This window comes from Streptomyces sp. NBC_01352 (assembly GCF_036237295.1).
GTDB lineage: Bacteria > Actinomycetota > Actinomycetes > Streptomycetales > Streptomycetaceae > Streptomyces > Streptomyces plumbiresistens.
Genome location: NZ_CP108354.1, coordinates 3452514 through 3469061, shown reverse-complemented (window position 1 = coordinate 3469061; position 16548 = coordinate 3452514). Strand labels below are relative to the sequence as shown.

13 protein-coding genes are annotated in these 16548 nt (G+C 72.1%); 7 read left to right on the top strand and 6 right to left on the bottom strand.

The annotated features are described in order from the left end of the window. Nucleotides 1-61: 61 nt before the first annotated feature. Both OG252_RS16090 and OG252_RS16085 read right to left on the bottom strand, forming a co-directional pair. Complete coding sequence (locus OG252_RS16090; RefSeq protein WP_329336828.1) at nt 62-2122, bottom strand: glycoside hydrolase family 31 protein; 2061 nt, start codon at nt 2120-2122, stop codon at nt 62-64. Between the two features lie 83 nt (nt 2123-2205). Next, nucleotides 2206-3222: a LacI family DNA-binding transcriptional regulator gene (locus OG252_RS16085; protein ID WP_266433160.1), complete on the bottom strand. Its 1017-nt coding sequence runs from the start codon at nt 3220-3222 to the stop codon at nt 2206-2208. 343 nt (nt 3223-3565) lie between these two features. On the opposite strand from OG252_RS16085, the gene OG252_RS16080 reads away from it, so the two are divergent. Continuing rightward, nucleotides 3566-4375, top strand: coding sequence for a GH12 family glycosyl hydrolase domain-containing protein (locus tag OG252_RS16080; RefSeq protein ID WP_329336826.1), 810 nt, complete (start codon nt 3566-3568; stop codon nt 4373-4375). A gap of 100 nt (nt 4376-4475) precedes the next feature. After that, a complete protein-coding gene (locus tag OG252_RS16075; RefSeq protein ID WP_329336824.1) occupies nt 4476-5201 on the top strand; it encodes a CDP-alcohol phosphatidyltransferase family protein in 726 nt (241 codons plus the stop codon). Here the strand turns inward: OG252_RS16075 and OG252_RS16070 are convergent. Beyond that, nucleotides 5164-5616, bottom strand: a complete 453-nt coding sequence (locus OG252_RS16070; RefSeq protein ID WP_266433153.1) for an adenylyltransferase/cytidyltransferase family protein — start codon at nt 5614-5616, stop codon at nt 5164-5166. The two genes, OG252_RS16075 and OG252_RS16070, sit on opposite strands and share 38 nt — an antisense overlap. 205 nt (nt 5617-5821) lie before the next feature. Between OG252_RS16070 and OG252_RS16065 the strand changes: the two genes are divergently transcribed. The 3 genes from OG252_RS16065 to OG252_RS16055 are packed head-to-tail and all read left to right on the top strand — an operon-like array spanning nt 5822 to nt 9893. Further along, a complete protein-coding gene (locus tag OG252_RS16065) occupies nt 5822-7045 on the top strand; it encodes a glycosyltransferase (RefSeq protein WP_329345148.1) in 1224 nt (407 codons plus the stop codon). After that, complete coding sequence (locus OG252_RS16060; RefSeq protein WP_266433152.1) at nt 7042-8664, top strand: lipopolysaccharide biosynthesis protein; 1623 nt, start codon at nt 7042-7044, stop codon at nt 8662-8664. Before OG252_RS16065 ends, OG252_RS16060 begins: the two co-directional genes overlap by 4 nt. Next, complete coding sequence (locus OG252_RS16055) at nt 8661-9893, top strand: hypothetical protein (protein ID WP_329336821.1); 1233 nt, start codon at nt 8661-8663, stop codon at nt 9891-9893. Before OG252_RS16060 ends, OG252_RS16055 begins: the two co-directional genes overlap by 4 nt. A gap of 472 nt (nt 9894-10365) precedes the next feature. Here the strand turns inward: OG252_RS16055 and OG252_RS16050 are convergent, their stop codons facing one another. Beyond that, a complete protein-coding gene (locus tag OG252_RS16050) occupies nt 10366-11841 on the bottom strand; it encodes a hypothetical protein (protein WP_406495789.1) in 1476 nt (491 codons plus the stop codon). Between the two features lie 92 nt (nt 11842-11933). On the opposite strand from OG252_RS16050, the gene OG252_RS16045 reads away from it, so the two are divergent. Further along, nucleotides 11934-12473 carry a WcaF family extracellular polysaccharide biosynthesis acetyltransferase gene (locus OG252_RS16045; RefSeq protein ID WP_266433149.1) on the top strand — a complete coding sequence of 180 codons (540 nt, stop codon included), beginning with the start codon at nt 11934-11936 and terminating at the stop codon, nt 12471-12473. Next, a complete protein-coding gene (locus OG252_RS16040) occupies nt 12470-13591 on the top strand; it encodes a glycosyltransferase (protein WP_329336818.1) in 1122 nt (373 codons plus the stop codon). Before OG252_RS16045 ends, OG252_RS16040 begins: the two co-directional genes overlap by 4 nt. On the opposite strand, the gene OG252_RS16035 is transcribed toward OG252_RS16040, so the two are convergent. Next, nucleotides 13567-14229 (bottom strand): hypothetical protein, encoded by a 663-nt coding sequence (locus tag OG252_RS16035; protein ID WP_329336816.1) that lies wholly within the window; start codon nt 14227-14229, stop codon nt 13567-13569. The genes OG252_RS16040 and OG252_RS16035 overlap by 25 nt on opposite strands. Beyond that, nucleotides 14226-16478 (bottom strand): LamG-like jellyroll fold domain-containing protein, encoded by a 2253-nt coding sequence (locus tag OG252_RS16030; RefSeq protein WP_443068492.1) that lies wholly within the window; start codon nt 16476-16478, stop codon nt 14226-14228. Before OG252_RS16030 ends, OG252_RS16035 begins: the two co-directional genes overlap by 4 nt. Nucleotides 16479-16548: the final 70 nt, after the last annotated feature.

Genomic DNA, 16548 nt, shown 5'->3' with positions numbered 1-16548 from the left:
GTGCACCAACCAGTCTGCAAAACACGCAAGTTGAAGACACCACCGCCCCGCCCGGGTGCCGCTACTCGGCGACCGGCAGCCGCGCCCCGTCCCGCAGGAACAGCGGGATGCGGTCCAGCGGCGCGTCGACCGTCACGGTCGTACCGCCCTCGTACGTCTCACCCGTCCACGCGTCCGACCAGGTCGCGCCCGCCGGGAGATACGTCGTACGGGCCGTCGCGCCCGCCGTCAGCACCGGGGCCACCAGCAGGTCCGCGCCGAAGAGATAGGCGTCGTCGACCGTCCAGGTCGCCTGGTCCTCGGGGAACTCCAGGAACAGCGGGCGCATGACGGGCAGGCCCTCCTCGTGGGCCTCGCGCATGACCTTGAGGACGTACGGCTTGAGGCGCTCGCGCAGGCGCAGGTACCGCTCCATGATCGCGCCGGCCTCCTCGCCGTACGACCACACCTCGTTGGGGCCACCCGTCATGGCCGGGCCCAGCGGCATGCCGGGATCGCGGAAGCCGTGCAGGCGCATCAGCGGGGACAGGGCGCCGAACTGGAACCAGCGGACCATCACCTCGCGGTACGCCGGGTCGTCCGGGTCGCCGCCGTGGAAGCCGCCGATGTCGGTGTTCCACCACGGGATGCCGGACAGCGCGGTGTTGAGACCGGCGGCGATCTGGCTGCGCAGGGTCGCGAAGTCGGTGCCGATGTCACCGGACCACAGGGCGGCGCCGTAGCGCTGACTGCCCGCCCAGGCCGAGCGGTTGAGGGTGATGATCTCTTCCTCGCCGGTCGCGCGCAGGCCCTCGTAGAAGGTGCGGGAGTTCTCGGCGGGGTAGCTGTTGCCGACCTCCAGGCCGGGGCCGGCCCAGTAGCGCAGGTTCTCCTGGAAGCCCGGCTTCAGCTCCGGCTCGCAGGCGTCCAGCCAGAAGGCCGTGATGCCGTACGGCTCCAGGTAGTTCCGCTTCACCCGCGACCAGAGGAAGTCGCGGGCCTCCGGGTTGGTGGCGTCGTAGAAGGACACCTGGACGGTGGAGGCGACCTCCTTGTCCGGCCAGTCGGCGTGGGCCATCGGGCCGTACTGGGTGCCGATGAAGTAGCCGCGCTGCTCCATGAGTTCGTGGTTCTCGGAGAGGGGGGACACCGACGGCCAGACGGACACCACCAGCTTGATGCCGAGCTCCTCCAGCTCCCGGACCATCGCCGCCGGGTCGGGCCACTCCTCGAGGTCGAACTTCCAGTCACCCAGATGCGTCCAGTGGAAGAAGTCGCAGACGATCACGTCGATGGGCAGGCCCCGGCGCTTGTACTCCCGTGCCACGGCGAGGAGTTCGTCCTGGGTGCGGTAGCGCAGCTTGCACTGCCAGAAGCCCGCCGCCCACTGAGGCAGCATCGGGGTGCGGCCGGTGACCGCGCTGTAGTGGCGCTGCGCGTCGGCCGGGGCGCCCGCGGTGATCCAGTAGTCGAGCTGGCGGGCCGAGTCCGCCACCCAGCGAGTGCCGTTGCCGGCCAGCTCCACGCGGCCGATCGCCGGGTTGTTCCACAGCAGTGTGTAGCCGCGGCTGGAGGTCAGGACCGGGATGCCGACCTCGGCGTTGCGCTGGACCAGATCCAGGACCAGGCCCTTCTGGTCCAGCCGGCCGTGCTGGTGCTGGCCGAGGCCGAACAGCTTCTCGTCGTCGTAGGCGGCGAAGCGCTGCTCCAGGCGGTGGTAGCCGTTGCCGACGGCGGTGTACAGACGCGGGCCGGGCCACCAGAAGTGGGCGCGCGCCTCGGAGAGGAGCTCGGAACCGTCGTCCGTGCGCAGGAAGCGGATCAGCCCCTCGGCGTCGACCTCGACGGTCAGCGAGCCGACGGTCAGCGTGCCCCGGCCGCCCTCCACCTTGATGGTGGACCCGGTGGCGGGCGGCTCGTCGAGCAGGGCGCCCGGCAGCCCCTCCAGGATCGGACCGCCGAGCCGGGCGCGGACCCGGACCGCGTCCGGCCCCCACGGCTCGATGCGCACGGTCTCCTGGCGGCCGCTCCACTCCAGCACGCCGTCCCGCTCTCGGAAGGTGCCGACGGTGGGTGACGACTGCGCGAGGCCGACCTGGGGCTCGTCCCCTGCCGGGGGCTGAATTTCGGCAGACTGATTCACGTCTGGTGCTCCTTGAAGGAGGGCGGGCACGGCGGTGCCCTGGCGGGGCACGGCGTCAGAGGGAAGAGCGGAGGGGGCGAAGGTCAGGGGGCGACGGCCGGGGCGGGCCCGGTGCTCGTCCGTACCGTCAACTCGGGGGCGATCAGCACGACTTCGTCGGTCCCGTGGCCGTCGAGCTTGGCGACCAGACGCTCCACGGCGTGCCGGCCCATCTCCTGCGCGGGGATGGCGACCGACGTCAGCCGCACCGAGGCCTGGACGGCGACCTGGTCGGGGCAGATCGCGACCACCGACACGTCCTCGGGCACGGCCCGGCCCTGTTGGCGCAGCAGGGCGAGCAGCGGCTCGACCGCCGACTCGTTCTGCACGACGAACCCGGTGGTGCCGGGGCGCTCGTCCAGGACCCGGGCGAAGGTCACGGCCATCGCGTCGTACCCGCCCTCGCACGGCCGGTGCAGCAGCCGTACGCCCAGTTCCTGGGCGCGGGTGCGCAGTCCGTCCAGGGTGCGCTCGGCGAAGCCGGTGTGTCGTTCGTAGACGGCCGGGGCCTCGCCTATGACAGCGATGTCGCGGTGGCCGAGCTTCGCGAGGTGCTCGACGCACAGCGCGCCCGTCGCCTTGAAGTCGAGATCGACGCAGGTCAGGCCGGAGGTGTCGGCGGGCAGTCCGATCAGCACGGACGGCTGGTCGGTGCCGCGCAGCAGCGGCAGCCGCTCGTCGTCGAGTTCGACGTCCATCAGGATCATCGCGTCGGCGAGCCCGCTGCCGGTGACGCGGCGCACGGCGTCGGGACCCTCCTCGCCGGTGAGCAGCAGGACGTCGTAGCCGTACGTGCGGGCCGTGGTGGCCACCGCGATGGCGATCTCCATCATCACCGGCACGTACATGTCGGTGCGCAACGGGATCATCAGCGCGATGATGTTCGACTTGCTGCTGGCCAGGGCACGGGCGCCCGCGTTCGGGTGGTAGCCGAGCTCGCGGATGCTCTGCTCGACCCGCTGCCGGGTGGCCCCGGAGATGGACCGCTTGCCGCTGAGGACATAGCTCACCGTGCTCGCCGAGACTCCGGCGTGCTGGGCGACCTCGGCGAGGGTGACCATCCAGCTCTCCAAGATTTGTGAAGCGCTTCGACAGTGCGCGTTGCGAATAAGGGCGGGTGAGGGTGGTTCGACAGTAGCTCCACCGGGGGTGGGTGTCCATAGGTTGTCGAAGCGCTTCGACAGGGACTTGCGGATGTGGGGCCGAATGGGGGTGATCCGCGGCCGACCCGGTCTTTCCGGGCTGCGGGGTTCCTGCCTACCACGCCCGGCCCCGGGGAGCCATGGAACACGGGCGGGCGGCGGCCGCGAAGGCGCCCCACGCCCGCCCGCCGATCCGACGGCAACCTTTCGCGAGCCGGCGACCACTGGGAGGTCGTAGCAGGAACCCCCCGGAAGGACCCCCATGCAGCACCGCCGTCCCCACCTGTCCAAGAAGGCGAAGACCCTCGTCGCCACCACGGTCGCCCTCGCGGCCGCGGCCGGCATCACCGTCGCCCAGGCGGACGAGTCGAGCAAGAAGTGCGCGGCCTTCGACACGATCACGCTCGGCAAGTACTACGTGAACAACAACCTCTGGAACGAGGGCAAGTACACCGGCACCCAGTGCGTCTGGGACAACGCGCGGTCGGGCTCGACCATCTCGTGGGGTACGAGCTACAGCCTGGCCAACAGCGCCACGGGCAAGGACTACGACGTGAAGTCGTACGCCAGCACGGTCCTCGGCTGGCACTGGGGCTGGAAGGTCGACAAGGCGTCCACCGGGCTGCCGATCCGGGTCGGCGACCGCAAGCGGGTGAAGACCACCTGGGAGTTCTCGCTGAACTCGACCCCCGGCACCATGAACGTCGCCTACGACCTGTGGCTGCACACCAAGAACACCGCGGACTGGCAGGACCAGCCCACCGACGAGATCATGATCTGGCTCAACCGGCAGGGCGGGGCCGGCCCGCTCGGCACCAAGTACGGCAGCGTCAGCCTCGGCGGCGCGATGTGGGACATCTACCAGGGCGACATCGGCTGGAACGTCTACTCCTTCGTCCGCCGCACCAACACCACCAAGGCCACCCTGAACCTCGACGACTTCACCCAGGCCCTGGTCCGCCGCAAGCTCCTGAGCAACGACAAGTACGTCTCGGGCATCGAGTCCGGCACCGAGGTCTTCAAGGGGACCGGCCGGCTGGACACCAAGTCGTATTCCGTCGACGTCGGCTAGCGTCTCGAACAACCGCCCTGGTCCCGTTCACCGCGTGTCATCATTGCGTTCACCGTGGCGCCGGGGGCGGTGCAGCAGCACGGGGACACGAGGGGGGCTCGTGGGGACTCTGACGGCGTTGCGCGGTGCGCAGAAGTCGGCGAAGGGGGTGTCGCTCTACTCGCGGTACGTGAACCGGCCGGCCGGGCGGGTGCTCGCGGCGGGGGCGTACCGAGTGGGGCTGACGCCCAATCAAGTGACCTTGGTGAGCGCCGCGTTCACCTTCTGCGGCATCGCGGCCGTGGCACTCGTACGGCCGTCCTGGCCGCTGGCGCTCGCGGTGTACGCCGCTCTGGTGGTGGGCTTCGCCTTCGACTCGGCCGACGGACAGCTCGCGCGGCTCACCGGGAAGGGCGGGCCCGCGGGGGAGTGGCTCGACCACGTGGTGGACTGCGCCAAGATGGTCGCCCTGCACGCGGCGGTGCTGATCGCCTTCTACCGGTTCTTCGAACTCCCCGGTGATGGCTGGCTGTTGCTGCCGCTGGGCTTCCAGTTGGCCGCCGTGGTCACGTTCTGCGGCGGCCTGCTGACCGAGCAGCTCAAGCGGGGCAGGCCCGCTCAGGACGATGCGGGGAACACCCCGGCGGCTCCGCCCTCCCGGCTGCGGGCCATCGCCCTGCTGCCGGTGGACTACGGGGTGTTCTGCCTGGTCTTCCTCACGCTGGGAGCGCCCGGGGTGTTCCGGGCGGCCTATGCCGTCCTCGCCGTCGTCCACGGACTGTTCCTCGTGGCGTTCCTGGCGAAGTGGTTCAGGGAGCTGTCCGCGCTTCCCCGGATCCCGGCGTGACCAGCGCGTCCAGCGCCCTGCCCAGCAGGGTGCTGGACGTGTGCACGGTGTACGGGAAGTAGACGACCTCGACGCCGACGGTCGCGAAGTCGCGCTCCAGCCGGGCGCCCTTCTCGGTGCCCCGCCAGTCGTCGCCCTTGAAGATCACGTCGAAGCGGACCTGCTGCCAGGTCTCCAGTTTGTCGGGCACGGTCTCCACGAAAGCTGCGTCCACGTGCCGGACACTGCGCACGATCTCCAGCCGCTCCGGCAGCGGTATCACCGGCCGGCGCCCCTTCGCGAGCTCGGCCATCTCGTCCGAGACCACCCCGGCGACCAGGTAGTCGCACTGGCTGCGGGCATGCCGGAGGATGTTGAGGTGACCGATGTGGAACAGGTCGTAGACGCCCGGCGCGTAGCCGACACGATGAACCATGCGTTCTCCCCCCACGGTGAACGTCAGCCCGTCAGCACGGGCTGATGGTGCAACGACCTTACTGTGAAGTCCATCTGGAGATCGGGTGAACAGTTAAGGTGGTCAAGGATCGCTTCTGGGGGGAAGGGGACCGGCGTTGACCGGATTCGAGCCCACGCATGCCCACACCGGGCAGGACCACGTTTGTGCCGGCCGCACGCTGCTGCTGGTCTCCACCAACTACGCTCCCGAGCACACGGGCATCGGCCCTTATGCCACCCAGCTCGCCGAGCACTGGGCCGCGAGCGGCGCCGACGCCCATGTCCTCGCGGGCATGCCGCACTACCCGTCCTGGCGGCTCGACCCGGCCTACGCGGGCCGCTGGCAGGCCCGGGAAACGCGCGGCGGGGTGACCGTCCACCGGCGAAAACACACCGTGCCGGCCCGGCAGACCGCCCTGCGCCGGGCCCTGTTCGAGGCCTCTCTGCTCGCCCACCAGCTGGCCGCCCCGCCCCGCATGCCCCGCCCGCACGCGGTGGTCGCCCAGATGCCGAGCCTGGCCGGTGCGGTGGTGGCGGCGCGGATCGCCGCCCGGCACCGGGTGCCGTTCGTGCCGGTCGTCCAGGACCTGATGGGGGCGGCGGCCGCGCAGAGCGGGATCAGCGGCGGCGACCGGGCGGCGGCCGTGGCCGCACGCGCCGAGCGGTACGCCCTGAGCCGGGCGGCCCTCGTCGGCGTCATCCACGACAGCTTCCTGCCCCGGGTGGAGGCCATGGGCGTCGACCCGGCCCGCATACGGCTCGTCCCCAACTGGTCCCACGTGGCCCGTCCGTCAAAGGACCGAGCCGAGACCAGGGCCCGGCTGGGCTGGGCCGCCGACCGCCAAGTCGTCCTGCACTCCGGGAACATGGGCCTCAAGCAGGGACTGGAGGTCCTGGTCGACGCGGCCCGGCTGGACCCCGGCGTCGACTTCGTCCTGATGGGCGACGGCAACCAGCGCACGGCCCTTGAGCAACGCGCCCGCGAGGTACCCAACCTGCACTTCCTGCCGCCGGCAGAGACCGCCGACTTCCCGGACGTCCTGGCCGCCGCCGACGTCCTCGCGGTCACCCAGCGGGCCTCCGTGCTCGACATGAGCGTGCCGTCCAAGCTGACCTCGTACTTCGCCGCCGGGCGGCCAGTGATCGCCTCCGTCGCGGCCGAGGGCGGCACGGCCGACGAGGTGCGCCGCTCCGGCGCGGGCGTCCTGGTCCCGCCGGAGGACCCGGGCGCCCTGCTCACCACGCTCAAGGACCTCGCCTCCGACCCCGCCCGGGCGGACCGGCTCGGCGCCCGCGGGCCCGTGTACGTGGATGAGCGGCTCAGCCGCGCGGCCGGACTCGGCCGCCTGGACGACCTGCTGGACGAGGCACTCGGCAGCACCGCCCACGAAGGAGCGGCACGCGCATGAACGACGACATACGCGGGCAGCAGGACGAGCCCGAGCTCCTGCGCGACCAGGTCCAGCAGGTCCTGCGGCACCGCGTCCTGGTGGCCGGCGGACTGCTGGCGGGCCTGCTCGCCGGAGGCTGGTTCGGCTACGGATCGGTCGCCTCGTACGAGTCCTCCAGCGAGGTGCTGGTCCGGGCGGCGACCATCAACCCGTATGCCACCAACGGCGTTTCGGTCGACAAGCAGATCAACATCGGCAGCGAGCGGCAGACGGCCGCCGGGAACGCGGTGGCCGAACGGGCCGCCGAGCAGCTCGGCCGCAGCGCCGACGACGCCGGGGACCTGCAGGGACGCCTCCAGGTGACCAACCCGCCCGACACCCTGGTCCTGAAGTTCACCTATGTCGCCGGCACCCCGAAGGCCGCCGCCGACGGCGCCGCCGCCTTCGCCGAGGCCTACCTCGACTACCGCGAGACGCAGACCACCAGCACGGTCTCCAACATGATCTCGGGCTACAAGAAGCAGCTCGACCCGCTCGCCGAGCAGCGCGAGGACCTCCTCGACCAGATCGACCAGCTGCAGAGCGACACCGAGAAGGGCACCGCCCTGGCCGCGCAGGCCAACCTGCTCAGCCAGATCACCGAACTCACCAACGACATCAGCGAGTTGAAGGCCCTCGACACCACCCCGGGCTATGTCACGGTGAAGGCCGAACGGCCGGTCAAGGCGGAGGGCCTCGGTATGCCGATGCTCATCGCGCTCGGCGGAGTGGTGGGCCTCGCCCTCGGGCTGCTCGGCGCCTGGCTTCGGATGATCTTCGATCCCGCGGCCCGCTCGGCCGACACCGTCTCGCGGGCCCTGCGCGCCCCGGTGCTCGGCAGTCTGCCGCGGGTTCCGGAGGAACCCCTGCTCGCCGCCGACGGCGCGCTCGCCGAACAGTACCGCTCGGTGGCCTTCCGCCTCGCCTACGACCGGCACTTCGCCGACCGCCGCCGGCTGCTCGTGGTCGAGCCCAACGGCGAGGGCACCACGGCCGCCGTCGTCGCCGTCAACCTCACCGCCTGCTTCGCCGAGACAGGCATGTCCGCCCTGCTCGTCGAGGCCGACCTGCGCCACCCCGACCTGGCCCGCAGACTTCCCGCGATGCCCGGAGCACGTCCCGGCTGGGTGGGCCGGGAACCCGCGGACGGCACCCCGTGGCCCGGCGCCCGGCACATCGCCGTCGACGCGGGCGAGTCCGGCACCTTCGACCTGGTCCCCGGCGTCCGCGTCCCGCACGTGGCCCGCACCCTCACCTCCGCGGCCACCACCCGCCTCATCGACCAGGCGGACGCCCCGAACACCACCGTCGTCGTCCTCGCCCCGCCCGTCCTTTCCTACGCCGACGCGCTCGCCCTCGTCGACCGCGTGGACGGCGTGGTCGTGGTGTGCGACCCGCGCACGGTCGCCCGTACGGCACTGGAACGCATCCGGGAACTCATAGACGGGGCCGGCGGGCAGGTCCTCGGTGCGGTGCTGCACCAGGGCGGGCGGCAGCGAAAGGGGCGCCGCAGGGCACAGGGCCCGGCCCCGATCCCGACCGCACCCCTGACCGCCGAGTCCGTCACGCGCGACAGCCTGTCCTCGGGCAGCAGGTGAGGGCCCGTACGGCCGCCCTCTGCTCCGTCCTCGACCAGGCGGTCAGCGCGCTCACCAACATCGCCGTCCTGGTGCTGGTCGCCCGGCACAGCGAGGCCGACACCTTCGCCCTGTTCGCCACGGCGTACGTGGTGTTCAGCGTGCTCCTCGGCGGCTTCGGGGCGTACGTCGGCCAGGAGTTGGTGCTGCACCGCGGCGAGACCGGGCCGCTGCGCCAGGCCTGTCGCAGCGCGGTCGCGTTCACGGTGTGCGCCTCGACCGTGCTGGGGGCGCTGCTCGCGGGTGGCGCGCTGCTCACGACCGCCGACGCGGCGGTGTTCGCGGCCCTCGGCCTGGTCCTGCCGGTCACCCTCACCCAGGACACCCTGCGCTATTGCTTCTCCGTCCTGCGCAAGCCTCAACTGGCCCTGTTCACCGATCTGCTGAGGCTCGCGGCCGTCCTGCCCGCCCTCCTGCTCCAGCCCGACGGCGCCTCCGCGGCCCGGACGACCCTGGTGTGGGGCCTGTCCGCCGTGCCCGCCCTGCTGCTGGCCCTCGCGCTGCTGCGCCCGCACGTCAAGGGCGAGCGGACGGACGTGAAGCGCTATCTCGTACGGGGCCATCTGGGCCGGCGCTTCCTGGTCGAGTTCGGTGTCGGCAACGCCACCAGCCAGCTCGCCGTCCTCGCCCTGGGCCTCTTCGCGACCCCGCTCGCCGTCGGCGCGCTGCGCGGTGCGACCACCCTGTTCGGACCGCTCAACGTGGCCTTCAACGCGGCCACCGGCTTCGGCCCGCCCCTGCTCACCCGGCACCCGGCCCCGCGCCGGGCGGCCCTGCTCGCGGGCGGCGCGCTGGCCGCCGTGGCAGCAGGCTGGGGCGCCGTGCTGTACGCGCTGCCCGCGTCCTGGGGCCGTCAACTCCTCGGCGACACCTGGGAGTCGGCGGCCGAGGTACTGCCCGCCACCGGTGCCCAGTACGCGGCGATGGCCTTCGGCGTCTCCGGGCTGCTCGCCCTGCGGGTGCTCGCGCCACGCGCCACCCTGCCTGTCCAGCTGGTGTTCTCGCCGGTGTCGGCCGCACTGCTGCTGGCCGGTTACGCGTGGACGGGCGTCGTCGGCGCGGCCTGGGGTCTGTGCCTGGGCTCGGCGCTGAAGGGGGCGGCGGCGTGGGCGCAGGCCGCGCGGACGGCCCCGCCCGGGGAGGAGCCCGTCAGCGCAGCTGTCGCCACCGCTCCGGGCGCAGCGTCGTGATGAGTGCCAGGCACATGATGCCGATGGCGATCCGGCCGGAGGCTTGGAGGAGGGGGCCGGGTAGCGGCGCTGAAGGGGGCGGCGGCGTGGGCGCAGGCCGCGCGGACGGCCCCGCCCGGGGAGGAGCCCGTCAGCGCAGCTGCCGCCACCGCTCCGGGCGCAGCGTCGTGATGAGTGCCAGGCACATGATGCCGATGGCGATCCGGCCGGAGGCTTGGAGGAGGGGGCCGGGTAGCGGCGCTGAAGGGGGCGGCGGCGTGGGCGCAGGCCGCGCGGACGGCCCCGCCCGGGGAGGAGCCCGTCAGCGCAGCTGTCGCCACCGCTCCGGGCGCAGCGTCGTGATGAGTGCCAGGCACATGATGCCGATGGCGATCCGGCCGGAGGCTTGGAGGAGGGGGCCGGGTAGCGGCGCTGAAGGGGGCGGCGGCGTGGGCGCAGGCCGCGCGGACGGCCCCGCCCGGGGAGGAGCCCGTCAGCGCAGCTGTCGCCACCGCTCCGGGCGCAGCGTCGTGATGAGTGCCAGGCACATGATGCCGATGGCGACCCGGCCGGAGGCTTGGAGCAGGGGGCCGCGCAGGAGGATGAAGGAGTAACCGGCGACCAGGGGCACGGCCAGGGTGAGGATGCCCGCCGGTCCCGGCCGGGCCACCGCGTGCGCGTAGCGCCGGTCCACCCGGGCGGACACCCACCCGATCAGGCCGAACCCGGCGACCATCCCGAACGGCCCGAAGTCCAGCCAGAGTTCGGTCCACAGGGGCGAGGAGCGGTTGGTGTTGGTCGCCGCCATCCACTCGCTGACCATCACGCCGGTGTCCTTCGGCTTGTCCGTCCACACGGACCGGGGCACGAAGAACAGCGCGGAGCCGGCGACCTGGCGGCCGTACGTGTGGCCGTTGCCCGCGTCCGCGTACGTGATGGTGTTGGCGAACATCGCCATCTGGTCGTAGTCCTTGAGCACCAGCGGATCGAGCACCGACGTCGTCTCGGTGGCACGGGTGTTGGCGTCGTCGTAGCGGAACTTGTCCGCGAACGGGAAGATCAGCACGGCCGCCGCGACCCCCAGCGACAGGGCCGCCCGGTACATCGCAGGGCTCTGCGGGAACACGGTGAAGAGCAGGGCGAGCAGGACCGTCAGGAACCAGTAACGCGGGTTGGAGATCGGGTTGTTGACGATCGTGTTCAGGCCGATGAGTGACACCAGCGCGATCCACGGCAGCGGCCGGCCGCGGGCCCGCGGAGAAGTGATCAGCCAGCGGGTCACCACCATCAGCGCGAGCAGCGCGGGCACCGTCCCGAAGCCGCGCAGGATCGCCGTACCGGCCTGTGAACCGGCACTGGAGACCCCGCTGTCCGCGATCGACTCGTTGATCTCCATCCGGCTGGCGAAGAACACCGGGAGTCCGCCCAGCTTCAGCACGAACAGCCCGCTCCCGACGAACGCCACCGCGATGAGCACGGCGAGCCGGCGCCTGGAGACCATCGCCGGCCGGAACGTCGTCCGGGCGGTAGGCCGCACCCCCGGCCGCACCAGCAGCGCCCCCGCGTCGAAGGCCGCGCACGCCACCAGCACCAGAGCCACCGCCAGCGCCAGGTCGGACCGCGAACCCGCCACCGGCACCGGGGTCTTGCCGACCACCTCCTGCGCGAGCGCCGCGATGCCCATGGCCATGTAGACGAACAGCCAGAAGGTGCCCTGGAGCAGCTTGCGGTGCCGGCCCAGGATCATCGCGGACAGCCGGGCACCCGCGTACACGGTGAGCACCAGCTGGAGCCAGTACACCTGGTCGCGCAGGCCGGCGCCGGGCTGCAGGGCGACGAAGGCCGGCATCAGGACCGTCAGCCCGAGGACGAGCGGCAGCGCGAGGACGCGGCGGAGGGTGCCGCGCGGCGAAGTCCACTGTGTTCCCGCGGACACATGTGTTCCCACCGACACAGTTCCCGCCGCCATAAGCCCCCCTCTACGTTTCGTTCACAGAGTCTACGGATTTGTGTGCGAAAGGCGGGTGGAATCCCTAGGGTGATCGCAGAGGGGGGTAACTCATGCGAGACCTACGCACGTTCACCCTGTCCGGATACGACAAGGGCCGCGGCATCGCGGTCCAGGCGCTCTGGTTCTGCGTGATGAACACGCTGTTCATGGCCTGGTTCTGCCCGGCGCGGGTGCGCGTCGCCCTGCTGCGTGCCTTCGGGGCGCAGATCGGCGAAGGGGTGCTGATCAGGCACCGTGTACGGGTCCTGTGGCCCTGGAAGCTGAGCATCGGCGACCACACCTGGATCGGCGAAGGCGCCTGGCTGCTCAACCTCGAACCGGTGACCATCGGATCCCATGTGTGCGTCTCCCAGGAGGCGCTGCTGTGCACCGGCAGCCACGACCACCGCAGCACCGACTTCCGGTACCGCAACGCGCCCATCCGCGTCGAGGACGGCGCCTGGATCGCGGCACGCGCGACCGTGCTGGCCGGCGTGACGGTCGGGCCGCACGCGGTGGTCGGCGCGGGCGCGGTCCTCGGCCGTGACCTGCCCGAACTCACCCTGCACACGGCGGACGGCACCCGTGCCCTGAAGGAGCCCACGCCGTGAGAGCCCTGCACGCCGTCACCCTGCACACACCCACCCAGGCCTTCGGCGGCCCGGTGCGCGTGGCCGTCAACCTCACCGGGGGCCTCGCCGCACGCGGCGTCGACACCCGGATCGTCGCCCTCGGCTCCGGCTTCGACGGCCCGCTCCCGGCGGACGTCGACGGCCGCCCCGCCCGTCTCTACCCGGCCCGCCGCGTCGTACCCGGCGCCGGGTTCAGCGGCCTCACCTCGCCCGCTCTGCTCCTCGGGGCCCGCCGCCTGGTCAAGGCCGCCGACGTGGTCCACGTCCACCTCGCCCGCGACCTGGTCACCCTGCCGATCGCGCTGGCCGCCCTGAGCGCGCGCCGCCCGCTGGTGGTCCAGACGCACGGCATGGTCGACCCGAGCGACAAGGCCCTCGCGAAGGTGCTGGACGCCCTCGCGGTACGCCGGGTGCTGCGCCGCGCGGACGCCGTCCTGCACCTCACGGCATACGAACGCAAGGGCCTGGACGCGGTGTTGGGCACCGCCGACCCCGGAAACGGGGTACGTCTCGTCAACGGCGTGCCCGCGCAGGAGCGCCGACCGCGTCCCGAGGGGCCGCCCCGGGTGCTCTACCTGGCCCGGATGCAGGCCCGCAAACGCCCGGCGGACTTCGTAGCCGCCGTACCCGAGGTGCTGCGCCGGCATCCCGACGCCCGCTTCGTGATGGCCGGGGCCGACGAGGGCGAACTCGGGGCCGCGCTGAAGCTCGCCGAGGCGCTGGGGGTGTCCGACTGCGTCGAGTACCTGGGCAGCCTGGCGCCCGGTGCGGTCCTCGGCGAGCTGCGCCGCACCCACGTGCATGTCCTGCCCTCGGTGGACGAGCCGTTCCCGATGTCCGTCCTGGAGGCCCTCTCGGTGGGCGTCCCATCGGTGGTGACCCCCACCAACGGCCTCGCCGACGACCTCGCCCGCTCCGGCGCGGGGCGGGTGGCGAGGACCCCGGAGGCCCTGGCCGCCGGGATCATCGCCCTCCTGGAACCCGCTGCCCAGGACGCCGCCTCCGCGGCGGCCTGGCAGCTGTCCCGTACGTCCTTCTCGCTGGAGGCGGTCACCGACCGCCTCCACGCGCTCTACGACTCCTTCTGCCAGGCGTAACACCCGCTGGACGTGAAGGACTCGGTGCCCTTCTTGACCGTGATCCGGTGCGCGCCGCCCGACGCCCCGTCGAGGGACCACGAGCAGTCCTCCATCGGGGTGAGGGCGCGGTAGGTGCCCGGGACGGGATCGGCGTGGGTGCCGTCGGCGTAACCGCCCTCGGTGTCCTCGATGAGCGACTTCAGCTCGGGGCACAGGCCCTTCACCGCCTCCTCGGCGCCCTTGACCTCACCGGCGATGACCGCCCCCACGGTGGCGTCCCGGTCGACCTTCGCGGTGGCGGCGAGCTTGTCGCACGTCTCCTGACCGGCCTGCAGGATGGCCGCCGGGTCGATTCCCTCGGGGACGCGTCCGGACAGGTACTTCTTCTCCTCCTTGGTGAACGACCCGGTGACCGGGGTCAGTTCGTCGTCGGGGACGGTGTTCTTCGGTCCCTGGGACGACGACGCCCCGCTCGAAGGCTTCCTCTCGGCAGCGGTGCTGGGAGACGGCGAAGGCTCCGCCGAAGCGGCCGCGCGCGGAGCACTCCCCGCGGTTCCGGACGCCTCGGTGCGCTGCTCGCCGCCCCCGCCCCCGCCCCCGCCGCACGCGGCGAGCAGGGGCAGGAGCAGGAGTGCCGCGAGGGCGGGGCGCCTCATGGGGCCGTCCCGGTCGCGTAGTGCGAGGTGACCTGGCTCGCGGTCAGGGCGCTCCCGTACACCGCGACCTCGTCGATCAGCCCGGTGTAGTACCGGCTGGTCGGCCTGCTGGGCCAGCTGTCGAGGTTGTCGCCGCCGACCCGCCAGAAGCCGCTGCGGTTCTCGCTGGTGGTGACCAGGGCGTTGGAGGCGCGCAGCGTGCCGTCCACGTACAGCCTGAGGCCGCCGGAGCCCTGGGTGGCGACCACGTGGTGCCAGGCCCCGTCGTTGAAGGACTGGGTGGTGTTGATGGTCCGCACGGTGCCGGTGTAGACGCCGAAGTAGAGGCGGCCGGCGTTGTTCAGGTACAGGTGCTTGTCGTAGGACGTGGACGTCAACTGCACCTTGTTGGCGAAGCCGATGAGCTTGCCGCCGGTGGTCGTGGTCGTCTTGAACCACAGTTCCAGGGAGTACGCCGACGGGGTGGCGTGCCGTTTGTCGGTGTACGTCCACTCGCTCTGCGACCCCGTGTAGCCGACCGACGAGCCGGAGCCGGCCGCCCCGTCCGCGACGGCCTGCGTCGGCGCGTTCCAGTGGACGCCGCTGTCGTCCGCGCCGGAGCTGTCGGCCGCGTAGGCGTTCGCGGTCTCGTTGAACCGCCAGTACAGGCCCGCTCCGTCACCGCGGACGGCTGCCGCGTAGGCGTCCGCCGCGCTCGCCACGGTCACCGACTGGGCGGCGGACCGGGCTGAGGTGTTCGTGCCGTCCGAGGCGCTGATCCGGTAGGAGTGCGTCTCGCCGGCCGCGACGGCCGGGTCCGTCCAGGTGATCTGGGGCCGGGACCAGGGCAGCGAGTCGCCGGTCACCTCGTACACCGGGGTGCTCCCGCCGTCCTTGTACACGCGGTACGTGAGACGGCTGTCGTCGGTGTCGAAGCTGGAGCGCCAGTGCACGGCCACCTTGTCGGCCTCGATGCTCTCCACCTTGACCTGCGGCACGGTCGGCGCGCCGGTGTCGGGGCCGGAGGCGAACCGGGTCAGGGCCTGCTGGGGCGTGCCGTCGACGGTGGTGAACTCGCCGCCGACCCACAGGTAGTCGGTGCCGTCCTTGGGGGCGAGGGCGAAGACCCGCGGGCCGATGCCCTCACCGATGCCGTCGTTGGTGTCCGGGACCCAGCCCAGCAGCGCCGGGTCGGCCGTGGTCTGGGCGAGCAGATGGCGGCGCTGCCCGTCCGGGAAGGACCCCATCGTGGAGCAGTCGTGGGCGTGCGAGGCGCTGTAGACCACGCCCTGGTACAGCTGCAGGGCCTGGGTGGCGCCGAGGCAGGTGTCGCGCCAGCGCTGTGCGAAGGTGTCCGGCTCGAAGGCCGCACGGCCGTCGAAGACACCGCCGCCCGTGCCCTCGCTGGCCGTGTACACGCCCGAGGCGTCGGCGGTGATGTCCTTCACGACCGAGTTGTTCGGGAAGAACCCGCTCGGGTAGGCCGTCGTCACCGCGCCGGTCGTGGCGTCGGTGACGGCGAGCGCGTGCGAGTTGGCGCCGTTGACGGTGAAGAAGTCCCCGCCGATCACCACGTGCTGCCCGTCCGCGGCGACCTCGACGGCGCGTCCCGGCTCGTCCGCGTTCGCGGTCCAGGCGGTCAGCGCCCCGGCCGTGTCCACGGCGGCGAACCGTTCCCGTGTCTGGCCGTTCACCGTGCCGAAGTCCCCGCCGAGGTACACGGTGGAGTCCGTCACGTCCAGCGCCCGCACGGTGGCCGTGACGGCCGGGTGGAAGTCGGGGTTCGGGGTGCAGGTGTCGATGTCGATCGCGGCCAGGCTGTTCACGCCGACGCCGTTGACCGCGCCGAAGTAGCCACCCGCGTACAGGGTCTGGCCGTCCGGCGAGACGTCGAGCGCCCGGACGGTCGCCACGCCCTCCCCGACGGTGAACGACAGGGTGCAGCCGGTGGGCGCCCCGGTCGCCGCGTCGAACGCGGCGAAGTTCACCGCCTGTTGCTCGGCGGGATCCCCGGCGGCGGCTCCGGCGGGCCGTATCGCCGAGAAGGTGCCCCCGGCGAACACCGTCCCGTCGGCCTGGGCGAGGGCGTGCACGATGCCGTTGGTCTGCCAGGTCGGCAGGTCGTCGGCGGTCAGGGCCACCGGGGCGGTGATCGCGGTGGCGTCGGTGGCGGTGAGCGGGACGGTGAGTAGGGGAGCGGTGAGCGCGAGAGCGAGCGCCGTGACGCTTCTTCGGGATCTGAATCCGCGGCTCGTGGATCCGCGGCTCATGGATCTGTCGTGCATGTACTTCTCCCTGTGCTACGAGCGGTGCTAGGAGCGTGGGGGGTGCGAAAGGGGC